The organism is Pseudomonas sp. G3-19, from assembly GCF_054855875.1.
Genome location: NZ_JBMPIQ010000003.1, coordinates 6,034,081 through 6,054,673, shown reverse-complemented (window position 1 = coordinate 6,054,673; position 20,593 = coordinate 6,034,081). Strand labels below are relative to the sequence as shown.

General features: G+C 59.1%; 17 protein-coding genes. 5 read left to right on the top strand and 12 right to left on the bottom strand.

Annotation, left to right across the window (positions count from 1 at the left end; all coding sequences use genetic code 11):
- Positions 1-27 precede the first annotated feature (27 nt).
- The 6 genes from odhB to sdhC all read right to left on the bottom strand — a co-directional run bounded on the left by odhB (position 28) and on the right by sdhC (position 7,613).
- Positions 28-1,251, bottom strand: coding sequence for a 2-oxoglutarate dehydrogenase complex dihydrolipoyllysine-residue succinyltransferase (gene odhB / locus ACOYXI_RS27600; RefSeq protein ID WP_003223011.1), 1,224 nt, complete (start codon positions 1,249-1,251; stop codon positions 28-30).
- A 42-nt stretch (positions 1,252-1,293) separates the two neighbouring features.
- Positions 1,294-4,125: a 2-oxoglutarate dehydrogenase E1 component gene (locus ACOYXI_RS27595; RefSeq protein ID WP_027614036.1), complete on the bottom strand. Its 2,832-nt coding sequence runs from the start codon at positions 4,123-4,125 to the stop codon at positions 1,294-1,296.
- Positions 4,126-4,384: 259 nt separating this feature from the next.
- Positions 4,385-5,089, bottom strand: a complete 705-nt coding sequence (locus ACOYXI_RS27590; protein WP_003223007.1) for a succinate dehydrogenase iron-sulfur subunit — start codon at positions 5,087-5,089, stop codon at positions 4,385-4,387.
- Positions 5,090-5,100: 11 nt separating this feature from the next.
- Positions 5,101-6,873 (bottom strand): succinate dehydrogenase flavoprotein subunit, encoded by a 1,773-nt coding sequence (sdhA, locus tag ACOYXI_RS27585; RefSeq protein ID WP_007962857.1) that lies wholly within the window; start codon positions 6,871-6,873, stop codon positions 5,101-5,103.
- A gap of 3 nt (positions 6,874-6,876) precedes the next feature.
- A complete protein-coding gene (gene sdhD, locus ACOYXI_RS27580; protein ID WP_003222999.1) occupies positions 6,877-7,245 on the bottom strand; it encodes a succinate dehydrogenase, hydrophobic membrane anchor protein in 369 nt (122 codons plus the stop codon).
- Positions 7,239-7,613, bottom strand: coding sequence for a succinate dehydrogenase, cytochrome b556 subunit (gene sdhC / locus ACOYXI_RS27575; protein WP_016773673.1), 375 nt, complete (start codon positions 7,611-7,613; stop codon positions 7,239-7,241). The genes sdhD and sdhC overlap by 7 nt, the downstream gene beginning before the upstream one ends.
- Before the next feature lie 363 nt (positions 7,614-7,976).
- On the opposite strand from sdhC, the gene gltA reads away from it, so the two are divergent.
- Positions 7,977-9,266, top strand: coding sequence for a citrate synthase (gene gltA, locus ACOYXI_RS27570; protein WP_003222994.1), 1,290 nt, complete (start codon positions 7,977-7,979; stop codon positions 9,264-9,266).
- 1,045 nt (positions 9,267-10,311) lie between these two features.
- Here gltA and ACOYXI_RS27565 read toward each other — a convergent pair.
- The 3 genes from ACOYXI_RS27565 to ACOYXI_RS27555 form a co-directional block, all read right to left on the bottom strand.
- Positions 10,312-11,970, bottom strand: coding sequence for a cation acetate symporter (locus ACOYXI_RS27565; RefSeq protein ID WP_027613951.1), 1,659 nt, complete (start codon positions 11,968-11,970; stop codon positions 10,312-10,314).
- On the bottom strand, positions 11,967-12,278 hold the full coding sequence (locus ACOYXI_RS27560; protein WP_027613950.1) for a DUF485 domain-containing protein: 312 nt from the start codon (positions 12,276-12,278) through the stop codon (positions 11,967-11,969). The genes ACOYXI_RS27565 and ACOYXI_RS27560 overlap by 4 nt, the downstream gene beginning before the upstream one ends.
- A gap of 311 nt (positions 12,279-12,589) precedes the next feature.
- Entirely contained in the window at positions 12,590-13,441 is an 852-nt protein-coding gene (locus ACOYXI_RS27555) for a glycine betaine ABC transporter substrate-binding protein (RefSeq protein ID WP_096796228.1), read from the bottom strand.
- A gap of 288 nt (positions 13,442-13,729) precedes the next feature.
- Between ACOYXI_RS27555 and ACOYXI_RS27550 the strand changes: the two genes are divergently transcribed.
- Complete coding sequence (locus ACOYXI_RS27550) at positions 13,730-15,325, top strand: glycoside hydrolase family 17 protein (RefSeq protein ID WP_461675520.1); 1,596 nt, start codon at positions 13,730-13,732, stop codon at positions 15,323-15,325.
- A gap of 115 nt (positions 15,326-15,440) precedes the next feature.
- Here the strand turns inward: ACOYXI_RS27550 and ACOYXI_RS27545 are convergent, their stop codons facing one another.
- Positions 15,441-15,809: a hypothetical protein gene (locus ACOYXI_RS27545; protein WP_461675519.1), complete on the bottom strand. Its 369-nt coding sequence runs from the start codon at positions 15,807-15,809 to the stop codon at positions 15,441-15,443.
- A 223-nt stretch (positions 15,810-16,032) separates the two neighbouring features.
- Between ACOYXI_RS27545 and ACOYXI_RS27540 the strand changes: the two genes are divergently transcribed.
- Positions 16,033-17,331, top strand: a complete 1,299-nt coding sequence (locus ACOYXI_RS27540; RefSeq protein WP_027613946.1) for a serine/threonine protein kinase — start codon at positions 16,033-16,035, stop codon at positions 17,329-17,331.
- Positions 17,324-18,112 (top strand): MlaA family lipoprotein, encoded by a 789-nt coding sequence (locus ACOYXI_RS27535; protein ID WP_007969640.1) that lies wholly within the window; start codon positions 17,324-17,326, stop codon positions 18,110-18,112. Before ACOYXI_RS27540 ends, ACOYXI_RS27535 begins: the two co-directional genes overlap by 8 nt.
- Positions 18,113-18,288: 176 nt before the next feature.
- Here the strand turns inward: ACOYXI_RS27535 and ACOYXI_RS27530 are convergent, their stop codons facing one another.
- Entirely contained in the window at positions 18,289-19,203 is a 915-nt protein-coding gene (locus ACOYXI_RS27530; protein ID WP_461675518.1) for a DUF808 domain-containing protein, read from the bottom strand.
- A gap of 134 nt (positions 19,204-19,337) precedes the next feature.
- Between ACOYXI_RS27530 and ACOYXI_RS27525 the strand changes: the two genes are divergently transcribed.
- A complete protein-coding gene (locus tag ACOYXI_RS27525) occupies positions 19,338-19,946 on the top strand; it encodes a TetR/AcrR family transcriptional regulator (protein WP_034151540.1) in 609 nt (202 codons plus the stop codon).
- 100 nt (positions 19,947-20,046) lie between these two features.
- Here ACOYXI_RS27525 and ACOYXI_RS27520 read toward each other — a convergent pair whose 3' ends face one another.
- Positions 20,047-20,505 (bottom strand): REP-associated tyrosine transposase, encoded by a 459-nt coding sequence (locus ACOYXI_RS27520; RefSeq protein WP_098968488.1) that lies wholly within the window; start codon positions 20,503-20,505, stop codon positions 20,047-20,049.
- Positions 20,506-20,593 lie beyond the last annotated feature (88 nt).

Here is a 20,593-nt window from a genome sequence, read left to right as displayed (position 1 = left end):
GCCACCCGCAGCGCATGGCTGCTTCTATCAGATATCCAGCAACAGACGAGCCGGATCTTCCAGCAGGTTCTTGATGGTCACCAGGAAGGTTACAGCTTCTTTGCCATCGATCAGACGGTGATCGTAGGACAGTGCCAGGTACATCATCGGACGGATCACGACCTGACCGTTGATGGCCATAGGACGCTGGATGATGTTGTGCATGCCCAGAATCGCTGCCTGCGGCGGGTTGACGATCGGGGTCGACATCATCGAACCGAAGGTACCACCGTTGGTGATGGTGAAGGTACCGCCGGTCATCTCTTCCATCGACAGTTTGCCGTCACGGGCTTTCTTGCCGAACGTGGCGATGCCGCCTTCGATTTCAGCCAGGCTCATCAGCTCGGCGTTACGCAGAACCGGAACGACCAGACCACGGTCGCTGGAAACGGCAACACCGATGTCGGCGTAGCCGTGGTAAACGATGTCCGCACCGTCGATCGAAGCGTTGACCGCCGGGAAGCGTTTCAGCGCTTCGGTGGCAGCCTTGACGAAGAACGACATGAAGCCCAGGCGTACGCCGTTGTGGGACTTCTCGAACAGGTCCTTGTACTTCGAACGCAGCGCCATGACTTCGGTCATGTCGACTTCGTTGAAAGTGGTCAGCATTGCCATGTTCGACTGGGCTTCAACCAGACGCTCGGCAACCTTGGCACGCAGACGGGTCATCGGTACGCGCTTCTCAACGCGATCACCGGCAGCGAATACCGGAGCAGCGGCAGCCGGAGCAGCAGCCTTGGCAGGTGCGGCAGCCGGAGCGGCTTTCTTCGCGGCAACAGCAGCCACCACGTCTTCCTTGGTCACACGACCACCTTTGCCGGTACCGGCAACGGAAGCGATGTTGATGCCGTTCTCTTCAGCCAGCTTGCGCGCAGCCGGAGCAGCAACAGGATCGTCTTCGCCTTCGGCAGCAGCCGGGGCAGCGGCAGCAGCGGCCGGAGCAGCAGCGGCGGCTGGAGCAGCGGCAGCAGCGCCGCCCGCTTCGATGGAGCCCAGGACTTCGTCGGACAGAACGGTGTCGCCTTCGTTTTTGACGATTGCGCCCAGCACGCCGTCGGCGGTAGCCAGCACTTCCAGTACGACTTTGTCGGTTTCGATGTCGACGATCAGGTCGTCACGCTTGACGGCGTCGCCCGGTTTTTTGTGCCAGGTGGCAACGGTGCCATCGGCAACCGATTCCGGGAAAGTGGGGGCTTTGATCTCGATAGCCATTATCTGTGGTTCCTTAAATTCGGTTTCAGGTGCGCGAAGGCGTTAAACGGTAAACGCGTCTTGCAGCAGTTTTTCCTGCTGCTCGGCGTGCATCGATGCGTAACCACATGCTGGGGCAGCAGAAGCCTCGCGGCCCGCGTACTCGAGTACGAGAGACTTGTCGAGGTTACCGATGCTGCGACGCAGGTGATGCTGGCTGCAGTACCAGGCGCCCTGGTTCATCGGCTCTTCCTGACACCAGACGGCATGCTTGACGTTGGTGTAAGGCGCCAGGACTTCTTTCAAGTCGTCCTCAGGGAATGGATACAGCTGCTCGATACGCACGATGGCGATATCGTCACGGCCTTCGGCACGACGTTTTTCCAGCAGGTCGTAGTAGACCTTGCCGCTACACAGAACAACGCGCTCGACCTTTTTCGGGTCCAGGGCATCGATTTCCGGGATCACGGTCTGGAACGAACCTTCAGCCAGATCTTCCAGAGTCGAGACGGCCAGCTTGTGGCGCAGCAGCGACTTCGGCGTCAGCACTACCAGAGGTTTGCGCAGCGGGCGAATCACCTGACGACGCAGCAAGTGGTAGATCTGGGCCGGGGTGGTCGGCATGCACACCTGAATGTTGTGCTCGGCGCACAGCTGCAGGTAACGCTCAAGACGTGCCGAGCTGTGCTCAGGACCCTGACCTTCGTAGCCGTGCGGCAACAGCATGGTCAGACCGCAGAGACGGCCCCACTTGTGCTCGCCGCTGGTGATGAACTGGTCGATAACGACCTGTGCACCGTTGGCGAAGTCGCCGAACTGGGCTTCCCAGATCACCAGCGCGTTTGGCGTGGTGGTCGAGTAACCGTATTCGAAAGCCAATACCGCTTCTTCCGAGAGGAACGAGTCGTACAGGTCAAAGCGTGGCTGACCGTCGTACAGGTTCTGCAGCGGAATGTAGGTGCCCGCGTCTTTCTGATTGTGCAGCACAGCGTGACGGTGCGAGAACGTACCGCGGCCGATGTCCTGACCGGTCATGCGGATCGGGTGACCTTCGAACGCCAGGGTCGCGTACGCCATGGTTTCGGCGTAACCCCAGTTGATCGGCAGGCCGCCGGCTTGCATCTTCTGACGGTCTTCGTAGATCTTCGCGACCTGACGCTGAACCACGAAGCCTTCCGGAATTTCCAGCAGCTTGGCGGACAGTTCCTGCAGGGTCTTCAGGTCGAAACGCGTGTCGTGACGCGCAGTCCAGGCGTGGCCCAGATACGGACGCCAGTCCACGAACAACTCTTTGTTCGGCTCTTTGACCAGCGATTTCACTACATGCAGACCGTTGTCCAGCGCGTTGCGGTATTCGTCGACCTTGGCCTGAACACGCTCAGCGTCCAGCACACCGGCCTGAGTCAGGCGATCCGCGTACAGCTCACGGGTAGTGCGCTGCTTGGTGATCTGCTGATACATCAGCGGCTGGGTGCCGCTTGGCTCGTCGGCCTCGTTGTGGCCGCGACGACGGTAGCAGACCAGGTCAATCACCACGTCACGCTTGAACTGCATGCGGTAATCGATGGCCAACTGGGTCACGAACAGCACGGCTTCCGGATCATCACCATTCACATGGAGGATCGGCGCCTGGATCATCTTCGCAACGTCGGTGGCGTACTCGGTGGAACGCGAGTCCAGCGGGTTGCTGATGGTGAAACCGACCTGGTTGTTGATCACGATGTGCACGGTACCGCCGGTCTTGAAACCGCGGGTCTGCGACATCTGGAAGGTTTCCATGACCACGCCCTGACCTGCGAATGCAGCGTCACCGTGGATGGAGATCGGCAGCACCTTCTCACCGGTCGGGTCGTTACGACGATCCTGACGGGCGCGAACCGAACCTTCTACCACCGGGGAAACGATTTCCAGGTGGGACGGGTTGAACGCCATGGCCAGGTGAACTTCACCGCCGGTGGTCATCACGTTGGACGAGAAGCCCTGGTGGTATTTGACGTCACCGGAACCCAGCTCGACCTTCTTCTTGCCTTCGAACTCGTCGAACAGCTCGCGCGGGTTCTTGCCGAAGGTGTTGACCAGCACGTTCAAACGGCCACGGTGGGCCATGCCGATGACGACTTCCTTGGTGCCGTAGGAACCGGAACGCTGGATCAGTTCGTCAAGCATCGGAATCAGGCTTTCGCCGCCTTCCAGACCGAAACGCTTGGTGCCCGGGTATTTGGTGCCCAGGTATTTTTCCAGGCCTTCACCGGCAGTCACGCGCTCGAGCAGGTGGCTCTTGATGTCGGCGGAGTACGTCGGACGACCACGTACGCTTTCCAGACGCTGCTGGAACCACTGGCGCTGCTCGGAATCGGTGATGTGCGTAAATTCAGCGCCGATGGTGCGGCAATATGTCTGCTGCAACGCTTCGTGAATTTCGCGTAGGCTCGCTTCCTCTTTGCCGATGAACAGGTCGCCGGCACGGAAGGTCGTATCAAGATCGGCATTGGTCAAGCCGTAATGATTGATCGACAGGTCTGCAGGTGCAGGACGCTGCCACAGCCCCAGCGGGTCAAGCTGGGCTGCCTGGTGGCCACGCATACGGTAGGCCTGGATCAATCGCAGCACTTCAACTTGCTTCTTCTCGTGCTCACTGCTCACGCTCCCGGCGGAAACCGGTTGGGCGCGGCGCTGGTTCTTTGCCAGCAGCACGAAATGATCGCGAATTGTGGAGTGCGAAACATCAGTGGCAGAGCTGCCGTCGGCAGGCAGCTTCTGAAAGTAGGTGCGCCACTCTTCTGGCACAGCGTTAGGGTCGTGCAGGTAGAGCTCATAAAGCTCTTCCACATAGGCAGCGTTTCCACCTGAAAGGTAGGCGCTGTTCCACATGCGCTGCATCACGCTTTCTTGCATGCTTGGTCACCCTCGGTTAGGGGAACACCATCGGCGTCAATACCGAGCAAACTTGCAGAAGTCCGAATGCAGCGACCAAAACAAGCCACTTAGGATCACGCTGATAGTCCGGGTACCAGCCCGGATGCCCCTGCTTGTCTCATTTCTTCAAAATAAGAGCTGCAGCTTGTGGCTACTGCTCTGGTTATAGCCATGACGCGGGTTGAAGCCCGCGCCACAGCCTCTTCGTTACAGCGGTTCTACGGTTACAGCAGCTGAATCACACGCCGCTCGAAAGCAGCATGTTACGGATGTGACCGATGGCCTTAGTCGGGTTCAGGCCTTTCGGACATACGTTGACGCAGTTCATGATGCCCCGGCAGCGGAAGACGCTGAACGGGTCATCAAGCGAAGCCAGACGCTCGGACGTCTTGGTGTCACGGCTGTCTGCCAGGAAGCGGTACGCTTGCAGCAGGGCAGCTGGACCCAGGAACTTGTCCGGGTTCCACCAGAAGGACGGGCACGAGGTCGAGCAGCAGGCGCACAGGATGCACTCGTACAGACCGTCGAGCTTTTCACGCTCTTCAGGGGACTGCAGACGCTCGATGGCCGGAGCCGGCGTGTCGTTCTGCAGGTAAGGCTTAACCTTCTCGTATTGCTTGTAGAAGATGCTCATATCGACAACCAGGTCACGGATAACCGGCAAACCTGGCAGCGGACGAACGATCAACTTGTTGCCTTTTACGACAGCGGACAGCGGCGTGATGCACGCCAGGCCGTTCTTGCCGTTGATGTTCATGCCGTCGGAGCCGCAGACGCCTTCACGGCAAGAGCGACGATAGGAGAAACCCTCGTCCTGCTCTTTGATCAGGGCCAGCACGTCCAGCACCATCAGGTCTTTACCACCGGTATCGACCTGGAATTCCTGCATGAACGGCGCAGCGTCCTGATCAGGGTTGTAGCGATAAACACTGACTTGCAACATGGCGATCACCCTTAATAAGTCCGGACTTTAGGTTCGAAAGTCGGAACAGTCTTCGGCGAGAAGTTTACGGCACGCTTGGCGACGCGTTTCTCACCCGGGAAGTACAGGGTGTGGCACAGCCAGTTTTCGTCGTCACGGTCTTCGAAGTCTTCACGGGCGTGAGCGCCGCGGGACTCTTTACGTACTTCGGCCGCGATGGCGGTAGCTTCAGCCACTTCCAGCAGGTTTTGCAGTTCCAGAGCTTCGATACGCGCGGTGTTGAACGCTTGCGACTTGTCGTTGATCTTCACGTTGGCGATGCGCTTGCGCAGATCGGCCAGCTGAGCGATACCCTTCTGCATGTATTCGCCAGTGCGGAATACACCGAAGTAGTTCTGCATGCAGCTTTGCAGCTCGCGACGCAGGGTAGCCACGTCTTCGCCATCGGTACGGCCGTTCAGCGCATTCAAACGCGACAGGGCAGCTTCGATGTCGGCTTCGGTAGCGTCGTCGTATTCGATGCCGTCGGTCAGCGCCTTTTCCAGGTGCAGGCCGGCAGCGCGGCCGAATACCACCAGGTCGAGCAGCGAGTTGCCGCCCAGACGGTTGGCACCGTGTACCGATACGCAAGCCACTTCACCTACGGCGAACAGACCCGGAATGATCTGATCCACGCCTTCGGCGTTCTGGGTGATCGCCTGACCATGAATGTTGGTGGCAACGCCGCCCATCATGTAGTGGCAGGTCGGAACAACCGGAACCGGAGCAACCACCGGGTCAACGTGTGCGAAAGTCTTCGACAGTTCGCAGATACCTGGCAGACGGCTGTGCAGCACTTCCTCGCCCAAGTGGTCGAGTTTGAGCATTACGTGGTCGCCATTCGGACCGCAACCGTTGCCGGCGATGATTTCTTTAACCATCGAGCGGGCAACCACGTCACGACCAGCGAGGTCTTTCGCGTTCGGAGCATAACGCTCCATGAAACGCTCGCCGTGCTTGTTGATCAGGTAACCACCTTCACCACGGCAACCTTCGGTCACCAGTACACCGGCGCCGGCGATGCCGGTCGGGTGGAACTGCCACATTTCGATGTCTTGTACCGGCACGCCAGCACGCAGCGCCATGCCAACGCCGTCACCGGTGTTGATCAGGGCGTTGGTGGTGGAGGCGTAGATACGGCCAGCACCGCCAGTAGCCAGTACGGTGGCCTTGGCGCGAATGTACGAAGTTTCGCCGGTTTCGATGCAGATCGCGATCACACCGACAAACTCGCCTTCCTGGTTTTTCACCAGGTCGACCGCGTAGTACTCGTTCAGGAACGTGGTACCGGCTTTCAGGTTGCCCTGATAAAGGGTGTGCAGCAGTGCGTGACCGGTACGGTCGGACGCTGCGCAAGTACGGGCAGCCTGGCCGCCCTTACCGTAGTCCTTGGACTGACCACCGAACGGACGCTGGTAGATACGGCCTTGCTCGGTACGCGAGAACGGCAGACCCATGTGGTCCAGCTCGAAAACGGCAGCCGGGCCTTCCTGACACATGTATTCGATAGCGTCCTGGTCACCGATGTAGTCGGAACCCTTGACGGTATCGTACATGTGCCAGCGCCAGTCATCGTTCGGGTCAGCGGACGCGATCGCGCAGGTGATGCCGCCCTGGGCGGATACAGTGTGCGAACGGGTCGGGAAAACCTTGGTGATCACCGCAGTCTTGTGACCGCCCTGCGCCAGCTGCAGCGCAGCGCGCATGCCGGCACCGCCACCACCAATAATGATGGCGTCGAAAGAAATCGTTGGAATGTTAGCCATGACTCAGATACCCCAGAGAATCTGCACACCCCAGACGAAGTAAGCGAACATTGCAACGCCGCATACTGCCTGGAAAAGGAAACGTATAGCCGTCGCGGACTTGCCGAACGCCATTGGCGTCAGGTAGTCAGTCGCGATGGTCCACATGCCGACCCAGGCGTGAGCGCCGAGAGCAACAAGGGCCAGGAGGCTGAAAATACGCATCCCGTTGTGGGCGAACAGTTCATGCCACTGGGCGTACTCGAGGCCTGGGTGGGCCACGACGTATCCGATCAGAAAAATGAAGTAAGCCGCGAGAACGACCGCCGACACACGTTGCGCCATCCAGTCATAGAGGCCCGAACGCGAGAGGTTCGTGACGTTAGTTACCATATCCAGACTCCTGCCAGAACGATTACCACCACGGAAACGGCGATAACGATTTTCGAGCCCAGCTTGCCGCCTTCCAGCGTCTCACCGATGCCCATGTCCATGATCAAATGGCGCACACCGGCAACCAGGTGATACAGCAGAGCGGACAGGATGCCCCAAATCACTAGCTTGGCTAGCGGACTGGTCAGACACGCTTTCACCTGACCGAAGCCTTCCTCGGAGCTCAGCGACTTGTCCAATGCGTAAAGCATGATGGCAAGGCACACGAAGAGGATGACACCGGAGATACGGTGAAGAATGGACGTGTAAGCAGTGACTGGGAGTTTGATGGTCCTTAGGTCTAGGTTTACAGGTCGTTGGCTTTTCACGGCTTTTTTTTCACACTGAAGAGCCCCTAACAATCAGGGCAAAGTTGTTGGGGAGTGCACTGGTCAGGTAACCACCACCCAGGGATGCGACCCCCAATGAAAGCAAGCCCAAAAGCCCTTGGCGGTCGGTGGCCGAGTATAGACAGTTAGGCTACTAATGACAACGCAATCACCTACCCCCAATAGCTGATTGCACAAGTCGCATAAAAGGCGTAAATGGCAGTCAATTTCGAGGAAAAAGTGCGCTTAAAGCCTTCTGGAGCAAGACTTTAGGCAAATTGACATTCGAATTTATCTCACTATAGTGGTGCGGGCCCTGCGTGGGGGGTCTGTCTGATGGTTCAAGCATAAATAGGAGGCCACATGGCTGACAAAAAAGCGCAGTTGATCATCGAGGGCGCAGCCCCCGTCGAGCTGCCCATTTTAACCGGCACCGTTGGTCCCGATGTAATCGATGTTCGGGGCCTGACGGCCACGGGCCGCTTCACTTTCGACCCGGGTTTCATGTCGACCGCCTCGTGCGAATCGAAGATCACCTATATCGACGGCGACAACGGCATTCTGTTGCACCGCGGCTACCCGATCGAACAGCTGGCTGAAAAGTCGGACTACCTGGAAACCTGCTACCTGCTGCTCAACGGCGAATTGCCGACTGCAGAACAGAAGGCCCAGTTCGTCAGCACCGTGAAAAACCACACCATGGTTCACGAGCAGCTGAAAACCTTCTTCAACGGCTTCCGTCGCGACGCCCACCCGATGGCCGTCATGTGCGGCGTAGTCGGCGCCCTCTCGGCCTTCTACCACGACTCCCTGGACATCAATAACCCGCAGCATCGCGAAATCTCCGCGATCCGTCTGGTCGCCAAGATGCCAACCCTGGCAGCGATGGTTTACAAGTACTCCATGGGCCAACCCATGATGTACCCGCGCAACGACCTGACGTACGCGGAAAACTTCCTGCACATGATGTTCAACACCCCGTGCGAGATCAAACCGATCAGCCCGGTACTCGCCAAGGCCATGGATCGGATCTTCATCCTCCACGCCGACCACGAGCAGAACGCATCGACGTCCACCGTGCGCCTGGCAGGTTCCTCGGGTGCCAACCCGTTCGCCTGTATCGCCGCCGGTATCGCCGCACTGTGGGGCCCTGCCCACGGCGGTGCGAACGAAGCCGTTCTGACCATGCTTGACGAGATTGGCGATGTGTCCAACATCGACAAGTTCATCGCCAAGGCCAAGGACAAGAACGATCCGTTCAAACTGATGGGCTTCGGTCACCGCGTTTACAAGAACCGCGACCCTCGCGCGACTGTCATGAAGCAGACCTGCGACGAAGTGCTGAAAGAACTGGGCATCAACAACGATCCGCAACTCGAACTGGCCATGCGCCTGGAAGAGATCGCGCTGACCGACCCGTACTTCATCGAGCGCTCGCTGTACCCGAACGTCGACTTCTACTCGGGGATCATCCTCAAGGCGATCGGCATTCCAACCAGCATGTTCACCGTGATCTTCGCTCTGGCGCGTACTGTGGGCTGGATTTCGCACTGGAAAGAAATGCTCTCCAGCCCGTACAAGATTGGCCGTCCGCGCCAGTTGTACACTGGCTACGAGTCGCGTGATATCACCAAGCTGGAAGACCGCAAATAAGGCTTGTCTTGCGATAACGTCTTGAAGTTGTATCGGGAACGGCCTCTTATATAGAGGCCGTTTTTGTTTGTCTGGTCGCAGCGGCCTGTGGGCCGACTGGGTTTTGGGGTTTTGGGTGTATATCCGTTGCTGCGGTAACGGCCTCCTATGGTTCCGCCCTTACGGCGGGTCACTTTTGACAAACGCCTCAAAAGTAACCAAAAAGTCTTGCCCCGGCGTACGGCACTTCGCTGAGGCTCAGTGTTCCCTCGCTACGGTGTCCATCCGGGGGCATCGCCTCCGGTTTGCTTCGCTGCACCTCCTCTCGATGTATGCGGCTTCGCCGCATGGCGCTGCGCGCCTAACCCCCCGGGTGAACACCTTCGCTCGGCCTGCCGAAGGGGCAAAAGATCAAAAGCCAAAGCCAGATCAAAAACCAGATCAAGAGCCCCTCACCCTAGCCCTCTCCCGGAGGGAGAGGGAACTGATCGCGGTGCTTGGGAGAGTTACGCCGACGTGAAACACCCAGTCGAACTCAGGTTCTGAAAGGCTCAAAAATCGGCTCCCTCTCCCTCCGGGAGAGGGCTGGGCGGGCGGCGTTCCGATGAGGGGTAGATCCAACACAGAACACAAGCCGACCGCATGCTTTTCCACCACTCAACAGGATGAGCGCAAGCTCGGCTGCAGCTTTTGATCTTGATCCACGGGCGACATCGGAAGGCTGAGTGGAGGGATTGATCCGGGGGTGGGAGCGCAGCGACCGTTTGGCGCAGCCAAACACAGCGAGAGGAGGTGCAGCGAAGCAAACCGTAGGCGCTGCCCCCGGATCGATCCCGCAGCGAAGGGACCCCGAGCCCCAGCGAGCGGGCCGAACGCAGGAGCAAGCGTTTTTTTGCTTACTTTTTTTAGGCGTTTGTAAAAAAAGTGAGTCGCCGTAAGGGCGAAACCCTAAGCAGCCGTTACCGCAGCAAAGGATATGTACCCAATTCCAGTCCGATAACCGCCCACAAAAAAAATGCCCCGATCTCTCAACCAGGGCATTTCACTCAAACCACGTAACCAGAACTTAGTGCGAAACCGCCCCGCTCGCCCCAAGGCCAGTCTGCGAACGCACAAACTGCGGGAAGAACAGCGCACGCTCGTTCTCGGCCGCCGCCGACTTGTCGGTAATCGAGAAGAACCAGATCCCGATGAACGCGATCACCATTGAGAACAACGCCGGATACTCGTACGGGAAGATCGCCTTCTCGTGATGCAGAATCTGCACCCAGATGGTCGGGCCAAGGATCATCAGCCCCACCGCACTCACCAGCCCCAGCCAGCCACCGACCATCGCACCGCGGGTGGTCAGCTTCTTCCAGTACATCGAAAGCAACAGCACCGGGAAGTTGCAGCTCGCCGCGATGGAGAACGCCAGGCCGACCATGAACGCGATGTTCTGGCTCTCGAACAGGATACCCAGACCGATCGCCAGCACACCCAGGGCGATAGTGGTGATCTTCGACACGCGAATTTCATCCTTGTCGTTGGCCTTGCCCTTCTTGATCACGCTGGCATACAGGTCGTGCGACACCGCCGAAGCACCGGCCAGGGTCAGACCGGCCACCACCGCCAGAATGGTCGCAAACGCCACCGCCGAGATGAAGCCGAGGAAGATGCTGCCACCCACCGCGTCAGCCAGGTGCACCGCCGCCATGTTGTTGCCGCCGAGCAGAGCGCCCGCCGCATCCTTGAAGGCCGGGTTGGTGCTGACCAGCAGGATCGCGCCGAAGCCGATGATGAAGGTCAGGATGTAGAAGTAACCAATGAAGCCGGTGGCGTACAGCACGCTCTTGCGCGCTTCTTTCGCATCACTCACGGTAAAGAAGCGCATCAGGATGTGTGGCAGGCCGGCAGTACCGAACATCAGGGCCAGACCGAGGGAGAACGCCGAAATCGGATCTTTCACCAAACCGCCCGGGCTCATGATCGCCTCACCTTTCGGGTGAACCTTGATCGCCTCGGAGAACAGCATGTTGAAGTCGAAGTTGACGTGCTTCATCACCATCAGCGCCATGAACGAGGCACCGGACAGCAACAGCACCGCCTTGATGATCTGCACCCAGGTGGTCGCCAGCATGCCGCCGAACAGCACGTACATGCACATCAGGATACCGACCAGAATCACCGCGACGTAGTAGTCGAGACCGAACAGCAGCTGGATCAGCTTGCCGGCACCAACCATTTGCGCGATCAGGTAGAACGCCACCACTACCAGCGAACCGCAGGCAGACAGGGTGCGGATCTGGGTTTGCCCGAGGCGGTAGGACGCCACGTCGGCAAAGGTGTATTTACCCAGGTTACGCAGGCGCTCGGCGATCAGGAACAGAATGATCGGCCAGCCCACCAGGAAGCCGATCGAGTAGATCAGGCCGTCGTAGCCGGAGGTGAACACCAGCGCGGAAATCCCCAGGAAGGACGCCGCCGACATGTAGTCACCGGCAATCGCCAGACCGTTCTGGAACCCGGTGATCTTGCCGCCCGCTGCATAGTAGTCGGCGGCCGACTTGTTGCGCTTGGACGCCCAGTAGGTGATGCACAAGGTGGCGCCGACGAACACCACGAACATGGCGATCGCGGAAACGTTGAGCGGTTGTTTGTGGACTTCGCCGGTCAAGGCGTCAGCGGCCCAGACGGCTGGCGCGAACGCTGCGATGCTCAAAAGAGCCAGTAGACGCCGGATCATTGCTGAGCCTCCTTGAGAATCGCATTGTTCAGGTCGTCAAACTCGCCGTTGGCGCGCCGTACGTAGATCGCGGTCAGGATGAAGGCCGAGACAATCAGGCCGACACCAATCGGAATACCCCAGGTAATCGACGACCCGGGGCTGAGTTTCGCCCCGAGCACTTGCGGCCCGTATGCGATCAGCAGGATGAATCCGGAGTACAGCCCGAGCATGATCGCCGAGAGTATCCAGGCGAATTTTTCTCTTTTTCGCACCAGCTCCTTGAAGCGCGGGCTGTTTTGAATCGAGAGGTAAATGCTGTCGTTCATTGTTTTTATCCTCGCAGCACAGATTATTGTTGGAACGTATCCACTGTATGCGGCTGCGGAACGGGTTCCAGACGACCTTAGTATTAGAACGACATGACGTTTTCGCCAATTTTCGGACGCTAATTAGCCGAAAGAGTTGGAAAGAGGCTTTGAGACAGCCGTAAACCCTGCAAGACGGGACTTGTCGCTGGAAACAAATGTGGGAGCGAGCTTGCTCGCGAAGGCGTCGTGTCAGCCAACATTTCTGTCAACTGTTACACCGCTTTCGCGAGCAAGCTCGCTCCCACAGGGGTCAGGCGTTGTTGGTACTTTTATTTGGTCCAGTCAGCCACGCGATCCGGGTGTTTGGCGACCCAATCCTTGGCCGCCGCCTCAGGCTTGGCGCCATCCTGGATGGCCAGCATGACTTCGCCGATCTCGTCTTTCGACGCCCACTGGAAGTTTTTCAGGAACTTGGCGACTTCCGGAGCCTTGGTCGCGAGTTCTTTGCTGCCGATGCTGTTCACGGTTTCAGCCGCGCCATACACGCCTTTCGGGTCGTCGAGGAAGCGCAGTTTCCACTTGGCGAACATCCAGTGCGGCACCCAACCGGTGACGGCAATCGATTCGTTCTTCTTCTCCGCACGGGTCAGCTCGGCAATCATGCCGGCGCCGGAACTGGCCTTGAGCGTATATTTGTCCAGGCCGTAATCCTTGATCGCCTGATCGGTTTTGAGCATCACGCCTGAACCGGCGTCGATGCCGACGATGCGGTTCTTGAAGGAGTCATCGGTCTTGAGGTCTTCGATCGATTTCGCCTTGACGTACTCCGGCACGATCAGGCCGATTTTCGCGTCCTTGAAGTTCGGGCCGTAATCGACGACCAGATCCTTGTTCTTCGTCCAGTACTCGCCGTGGGTCACCGGCAGCCATGCCGAGAGCATCGCGTCGAGTTTGCCGGTGGCCACGCCCTGCCACATGATCCCGGTGGCGACGGCTTGCAGCTTCACGTCGTAGCCGAGTTTCTGCTTGATCACCTCGGCCGCCACGTGGGTGGTCGCGACGCTGTCGGACCAGCCGTCAACGTAACCGATGTTCAGGGTCTGTTTTTCAGCGCTGGCGAATGTGGAACTCATCGCAAGTACCAGAGCGGCACCTGCGCCTAAAAGTCGTCGCATCTTCATCGTTTACTTCCCCGAAATGCTGCGCCCGACGGATGCCGGGCATCGTCAACGTATTGTTATGGTGCACAGCGCCCCCATCACGCCTGACCGCAAACTCGCTCGAATGCCAGTGGAGTACTGACGCTTTCGATCATCGGCCTGACGCCCGCAGCGACCTGCTCTGTCAGCGACCTCAATACAGCGAGAAACGACATCAGAAGGCCATTAATCGCCTCTGAATAATTGGCGCCAGACAATCCGCCCGAACTTTGCATGTGCAAATCATGCAGGCCACCAACCCGCGGATAAATGCAGGTAACATGCGTCGCTTTGCAGCCACTCGGCCTGACCATGTCCGCGACTTCTCGCTTCCCGTTTGTTCCTTATCTCTTCGCCTGCCTGCTCGGCCTGTTTGCCCTTGGCGGCTTCTGGTACGGCCTCGGCAAACCGGTGATCCTGCCGGACGCCGCGACCCCGACGCACAAGTTGCAATGCGCCTCCTACACGCCATTCGACAAGGACCAGTCGCCGTTCGACGTGCCGTTCAAGCTGCGCCCGGAGCGCATGGACGCCGACCTCGCCCTGCTGGCGACGCGCTTCGAATGCATCCGCACCTACTCGATGACCGGCCTCGAAGCCCTGCCGCAACTGGCGCGCAAGCACGGTCTGAAGTTGATGATCGGCGCCTGGGTCAACAGCAACCCTGCGGACACCGAGAAAGAAGTCGACCTGCTGATTGCTTCGGCCAACGCCAACCCGGATGTGGTCAGCGCGGTGATCGTCGGCAACGAAGCGTTGCTGCGCAAGGAAGTCACCGGCGCGCAACTGGCGAAGCTGATCAACAAGGTCAAAAGCCAGGTCAAGCAACCGGTCACTTATGCCGATGTCTGGGAGTTCTGGCTCAAGCACCCGGAAGTCGCGCCGGCGGTGGATTTCCTGACCATTCACTTGCTGCCGTATTGGGAAGATGATCCGTCGAACATTGACGTCGCTCTGCAACATGTGGCGGATGTGCGTCAGGTGTTCGGCAACAAATTCGCGCCCAAGGACGTGATGATCGGCGAAACCGGCTGGCCCAGCGAAGGTCGCCAGCGAGAGACCGCCCTGCCGAGCCGGGTCAACGAGGCCAAGTTCATTCGCGGTTTTGTCGCGATGGCCGAGAAGGAAGGCTGGCATTACAACCTGATCGAGGCGTTCGACCAGCCATGGAAACGTGGCAGCGAAGGTGCGGTCGGCGGTTACTGGGGCCTGTTTGATGCCGATCGCCAGGACAAGGGTGTGCTCGCCGGACCGGTGACCAACGTGCCGTACTGGAAGGAATGGCTGGGCATCGGCGGGCTGATTTTCCTCGGCACGCTGCTACTCGGCGGCCGGGTTCGCACCACGCAATCGGCGTTGGTTCTGCCCCTGCTTGCGGCAGTTGCAGCCTGCTCGATCGGCGCCTGGGGCGATCTGGCGCGAGTGACCACGCGGTTTGCCAGCGAATGGCTGTGGGTCGGCTTGCTGACAGCGTTGAATCTGTTGGTGCTGGCGCATGCCGCGCTGACCTTGAGCAACCGCCAGGGTTGGCGTGAACGGGCGTTCCATCTGCTGGAACGGCGTGCTGGATGGCTGGTTGCCGTGGCCGGTTTTGCGGCGGCGGTGATGATGCTGGAGATGGTGTTCGACGCGCGTTATCGCAGTTTCGCCAGCATGGCGTTCATCCTGCCGGCGCTGGTTTTCGTGTGCCGTCCGGTCAGCGTGCCACGCCGGGAAATCGCCCTGCTGACCTTTATCATCGGCGCCGGCATTGCGCCGCAGCTGTATGAAGAAGGATTGTTGAATCAGCAGGCGTGGGGCTGGGCGCTGGTCAGTGGGTTGATGGTCGCTGCGTTGTGGCGCTGCCTGCGGGTTCGCAAAGGCTGATCTCCAGAGGCCAGTCTGGCCCCTTCGCGAGCAAGCCCGCTCCCACATTTAATCGGGTTCCTCCAGTTGGAATGCAATCGAATGTGGGAGCGGGCTTGCTCGCGAAGGCTGACTCTTAGGCGCTACGGGATTCCCGGACCAACCGCAACCCGGCAATCACCAGCGCAAACACCGCCAGCGTCGTGTTGTACAACGCCAGCGCCGGCAACCCGAACACCAACGCCAGCACCGCCAGCCACCACCCTGCCCGCCCGGGCAACACAAAACCCAGCAGCGCCGCACCCAGCGCGGTCCAGCCCAACACCTTGAAGTGAATCATCAGCCCCAGGTTCGAGCGCACCGTGCATTCCCAACGGCTCGCCTCATCGACGCAGATGCCAACCCACCGTCCGTCCTCCATAAAGCCATAACGCGCGCCATAACTGGCGGCCAGCCACAGCGGCAACAGCACGAGCAACAGGATCACGGGCAAGCGGCGGGACATGAATCTCTCCAATCAACGAAATCGGCGGCCAGCTTAATCTGCCCGCACGCATTGGCAAGCACTAACAACTGTTAACTGGTCATCCGCGCCTTGCAAAGTGTATCGTCCAGCTACTATTACTCCGAATTCTGCCTGTTTGGTGCCGAGGCATGGCACTTTGGCGCAAGCCCGGTGGTCATAGCCTGCGAACTTCATTCGGCACCTTCCTTTAAGGGATCCAGTCATGCTCCGTTCCTTGCGCTTCGCCGCGCTGTTCAGCGGCCTTATTCTGAGTGCGTCCGCACTGGCGGTGGATATCGATGCCGCCAGTTATGGCTATCCCCTGACCAACCCGTTCGAGGCGACCATCGCCACCACGCCACCGGACCTGCGCCCGGAGTTGCCGTCGAACGACGAGATCAATCAGTCCGACCACAGCATCACCCTGCGCCCGGAACGGGCCTTCATCCTCCCGGACAATTTCTGGGCGGTGAAAAAACTCACCTACCGCATCGCCGAGCAGGACAAACCGGCGCCGCTGATCTTCCTGATCGCCGGCACCGGTGCGCGCTATGACAGCACGCTCAACGAATACCTGAAGAAGCTCTACTACAAGGCCGGCTACCACGTCGTGCAGTTGTCGTCGCCCACCAGCTTCGACTTCATCAGCGCCGCTTCACGCTTCGCCACCCCGGGCATCACCAAGGAAGACGCCGAAGACATGTACCGGGTGATGCAGGCCGTGCGCGCGCAGCATCCGAAACTGCCGGTCACCGAGTACTACCTCAGCGGCTACAGCCTCGGCGCACTGGATGCCGCGTTCGTCGCGCATCTGGACGAGACCCGACGCAGCTTCAACTTCAAGAAAGTCCTGCTGCTCAACCCGCCGGTCAACCTCTACACCTCGATTAGCAACCTCGACAAGCTGGTACAGACCGAGGTGAAGGGCATCAACAACAGCACCACCTTCTATGAACTGGTGCTGAACAAGCTGACCCGCTACTTCCAGCAGAAAGGCTACATCGACCTCAATGACGCCCTGCTCTACGACTTCCAGCAGTCCAAGCAGCACCTGACCAACGAACAGATGGCGATGCTGATCGGCACTTCGTTCCGTTTCTCGGCGGCCGACATTGCCTTCACCTCCGACCTGATCAACCGTCGTGGCCTGATCACCCCGCCGAAATTCCCGATCACCGAAGGCACCAGCCTCACGCCGTTCCTCAAGCGTGCGCTGCAATGCGACTTCGACTGCTACCTGACCGAACAAGTGATTCCGATGTGGCGCGCGCGCACTGACGGCGGCAGCCTGCTGCAACTGATCGATCAGGTCAGCCTGTACGCACTCAAGGATTACCTGCACGACAGCCCGAAAATCGCCGTCATGCACAATGCTGATGACGTGATCCTCGGCCCTGGCGACCTCGGTTTCCTGCGCAAGACCTTTGGCGATCGCCTGACCGTTTACCCACTGGGCGGCCATTGCGGCAACCTTAACTACCGCGTCAACAGCGACGCCATGCTGGAGTTTTTCCGTGGCTAAATATCTCCTGCTGATTGCAGCGCTCCTCAGTGCAGGCGTGGCCCAGGCCGACAACAGCAAAGCCAACGCGCCGGTGGTGGTCGACAGCGATGGCTTCAAGGAGCCGCTGTCCAAACTCAAGTTCAACCCGGGGCTGGACCAGCGTGAGTTCGAGCGCTCGACGCTCAACGCACTCAACGTCTATGACCCGCTGGAGTCGTGGAACCGCCGCGTCTACCACTTCAACTACCGCTTCGACCAATGGGTGTTCCTGCCGGTGGTCGACGGTTATCGCTACGTGACGCCAAGCTTCCTGCGCACCGGGGTGAGCAACTTCTTCAACAACCTTGGCGACGTGCCGAACCTGGTCAACAGCCTGCTGCAGTTCAAGGGCAAGCGCTCGATGGAAACCACCGCGCGCCTGTTGCTCAACACCACTATCGGCATTGCCGGTCTGTGGGACCCGGCCACTGCCATGGGCCTGCCGCGCCAGAGCGAAGACTTCGGTCAGACCCTGGGTTTCTACGGCGTACCGGGCGGTGCCTACTTCGTGTTGCCGATCCTCGGCCCGTCGAACATTCGCGACACCGCCGGCCTCGCCGTGGACTACACCGCCGAATCGGCGATCAACTACCTGAACGTGTCGGAAGTCAGCTCCAACCACCCGGAAATCTGGGCCCTGCGTGCGGTCGACAAGCGCTACCAGACCAACTTCCGCTACGGCCAGATGAACTCGCCGTTCGAGTACGAGAAAGTGCGTTACGTCTACACCGAGTCGCGCAAGTTGCAGATTGCCGAGTAACCTCAGCGACAACAAAAAAGGGCCATTCGATGCGAGTCGAATGGCCCTTTTTCATAGCACAACCCAGATCAAACTGTGGGAGCGGGCTTGCTCGCGAATGCGGTGAATCAGCCAGCATATTCTTCGACTGACACACCGCATTCGCGAGCAAGCCCGCTCCCACAGGAGTGATGTGTTTATCCTTTGATCGCGCGCCAGATCTTGCCGACGACCGAAACCACCGCCAGCACGGCTGCGCCCGCGATAATCCCCGCTACGCCATTGAGCAACACAGGCACGGCAAACCCGGCACTGCCAGCCGCTGCGCCGACACTTTCAATCCAGTGATGCACCACCGGAACGCCATGGGTGAGGATGCCGCCACCGACGAGGAACATTGCCGCCGTGCCGATCACCGACAGGCCTTTCATCATGTACGGGGCTGCGCGCAGGATCGCATTGCCGATGCTTTTGGCGGCTGCACCCGATTTCTGGGTCAGCCACAGGCCTAGATCGTCGAGTTTGACGATGCCGGCCACCAGGCCATAAACCCCCACGGTCATGACGATGGCGATGCCCGACATGACGATCACTTGCTGGGTCAGCGATGCGTCGGCCACGGTACCAAGGGTAATCGCGATGATTTCCGCCGAGAGGATGAAGTCAGTGCGGATCGCGCCTTTGATCTTGTCCTTTTCGTAAGCCACCAGATCGGTGGTCGGTTCGGCCACCGCCGCGCTCAATTGCGCGTGGTCGGCATCATCTTCGGCCTTGCTGTGCAGGAACTTGTGCGCGAGCTTCTCGAAACCTTCGAAACACAGGTACGCGCCGCCGACCATCAACAGCGGCGTCACCAGCCATGGCACAAACGCACTGATCGCCAGGGCCGAGGGCACCAGGATCAGCTTGTTGAGAAACGAGCCCTTGGCGACCGCCCAGACCACCGGAATTTCCCGCTCGGCGCGCACGCCGGAGACTTGCTGGGCATTGAGCGCCAAGTCATCGCCGAGCACGCCGGCGGTCTTCTTCGCGGCCATTTTGCTCATCAACGCCACATCATCCAGAACGGTGGCAATATCGTCGATCAGCACCAGCAAACTGCTTCCTGCCATGAATCTTGTTTCCTTATGTGAATAATGCCGCGCAGCATACCGCGACTGCGGGCCACACGGGGCATTCTTGAGCCATGCGCGAGGCCGGTGCTACCATGCGCAACCGCCAGAACAGGCAAGGAACCACCGGGTTTATGAGCACAATCCGCGAGCGCAACAAAGAACTGATCCTGCGTGCCGCCAGTGAGGAATTTGCCGACAAGGGCTTCGCTGCGACCAAAACCAGCGACATCGCCGCCAAGGCAGGATTGCCCAAGCCCAACGTCTACTACTACTTCAAATCCAAGGAAAACCTCTACCGCGAGGTCCTGGAAAGCATCATCGTGCCGATCCTGCAGGCTTCGACCCCGTTCAACCCGGACGGCGTACCGAGCGAAGTGCTCAGCGGCTACATCCGCTCGAAGATCCGCATCTCCCGCGACCTGCCCTTCGCCTCCAAAGTGTTCGCCAGCGAAATCATGCACGGCGCCCCGCACTTGAGCGCCGACCTGGTGGAGCAGCTCAACAGCCAGGCCAAGCACAACATCGACTGCATCCAGAGCTGGATCGACCGCGGCCAGATCGCCCCGATCGACCCCAATCACCTGATGTTCAGCATCTGGGCCGCGACCCAGACCTACGCCGACTTCGACTGGCAGATTTCTGCGGTCACCGGCAAGGACAAGCTGGACGAGGCGGATTATGAAGCGGCGGCGCAGACGATTATCCGGTTGGTGTTGAAAGGGTGTGAGCCGGATCAGTAAGACCGCGCTGACGCCATCGCGAGCAGGCTCACTCCTACAGGGGAATGCATTCCAAATGTAGGAGTGAGCCTGCTCGCGATCGAGGCGACACGGTTTCGGCTCAAACCCAAATCGCATCCCACAGCGGATAGTCTCCAAGCCTCTCCACCAGTCCAGCCCGCAATGGGTTGGCGACGACATACCTTGCCATCTTCACTAAATCCTCCTCCCGCCGCAGTGCCCGGTCATGAAACCCTCTTTGCCAGAGGCCAACATTTCTACCGGTAGCCTGATTCACCGCTTTGGTACTTAGCGACTTGGTCTTTTGCATCAGTTCGCTCAAAGACCCGCTCTGCAATTCGATTAACCAATGAAAATGATCTGGCATTACCACCCACGCCAGTGAGTTCGCCAAGCCGAGATCTTGTGCACGCCGAAATTGATGAACCACCAATCGGCCCAAAGCAAAATCGGCAAAGATCGGTTTGCGATCAAGAGTGTTGGTCGTCAGTAGGTAGATTCGATTGGGCTCGGCATAGCGACCGGCTCGCAATCGGTGTGCAGCGGGTAGATCAGGCATTCCTTTGCCTCCCATGATCAGCTCATGAGAAGACTAGTTCTGCGTGCTCAAGTTGATGGGACAGACTCTTGGCTGGATGTTTCTGGGA

Excerpts from the sequence above, each read along its gene's own strand:
- odhB (WP_003223011.1), bottom strand. The coding sequence starts at position 1,251 with ATGGCTATCGAGATCAAAGCCCCCACTTTCCCGGAATCGGTTGCCGAT.
- ACOYXI_RS27595 (WP_027614036.1), bottom strand. The coding sequence starts at position 4,125 with ATGCAAGAAAGCGTGATGCAGCGCATGTGGAACAGCGCCTACCTTTCA.
- ACOYXI_RS27590 (WP_003223007.1), bottom strand. The coding sequence starts at position 5,089 with ATGTTGCAAGTCAGTGTTTATCGCTACAACCCTGATCAGGACGCTGCG.
- sdhA (WP_007962857.1), bottom strand. The coding sequence starts at position 6,873 with ATGGCTAACATTCCAACGATTTCTTTCGACGCCATCATTATTGGTGGT.
- sdhD (WP_003222999.1), bottom strand. The coding sequence starts at position 7,245 with ATGGTAACTAACGTCACGAACCTCTCGCGTTCGGGCCTCTATGACTGG.
- gltA (WP_003222994.1), top strand. The coding sequence starts at position 7,977 with ATGGCTGACAAAAAAGCGCAGTTGATCATCGAGGGCGCAGCCCCCGTC.
- ACOYXI_RS27565 (WP_027613951.1), bottom strand. The coding sequence starts at position 11,970 with ATGATCCGGCGTCTACTGGCTCTTTTGAGCATCGCAGCGTTCGCGCCA.
- ACOYXI_RS27560 (WP_027613950.1), bottom strand. The coding sequence starts at position 12,278 with ATGAACGACAGCATTTACCTCTCGATTCAAAACAGCCCGCGCTTCAAG.
- ACOYXI_RS27555 (WP_096796228.1), bottom strand. The coding sequence starts at position 13,441 with ATGAAGATGCGACGACTTTTAGGCGCAGGTGCCGCTCTGGTACTTGCG.
- ACOYXI_RS27550 (WP_461675520.1), top strand. The coding sequence starts at position 13,730 with ATGCAGGTAACATGCGTCGCTTTGCAGCCACTCGGCCTGACCATGTCC.
- ACOYXI_RS27545 (WP_461675519.1), bottom strand. The coding sequence starts at position 15,809 with ATGTCCCGCCGCTTGCCCGTGATCCTGTTGCTCGTGCTGTTGCCGCTG.
- ACOYXI_RS27540 (WP_027613946.1), top strand. The coding sequence starts at position 16,033 with ATGCTCCGTTCCTTGCGCTTCGCCGCGCTGTTCAGCGGCCTTATTCTG.
- ACOYXI_RS27530 (WP_461675518.1), bottom strand. The coding sequence starts at position 19,203 with ATGGCAGGAAGCAGTTTGCTGGTGCTGATCGACGATATTGCCACCGTT.
- ACOYXI_RS27525 (WP_034151540.1), top strand. The coding sequence starts at position 19,338 with ATGAGCACAATCCGCGAGCGCAACAAAGAACTGATCCTGCGTGCCGCC.
- ACOYXI_RS27520 (WP_098968488.1), bottom strand. The coding sequence starts at position 20,505 with ATGCCTGATCTACCCGCTGCACACCGATTGCGAGCCGGTCGCTATGCC.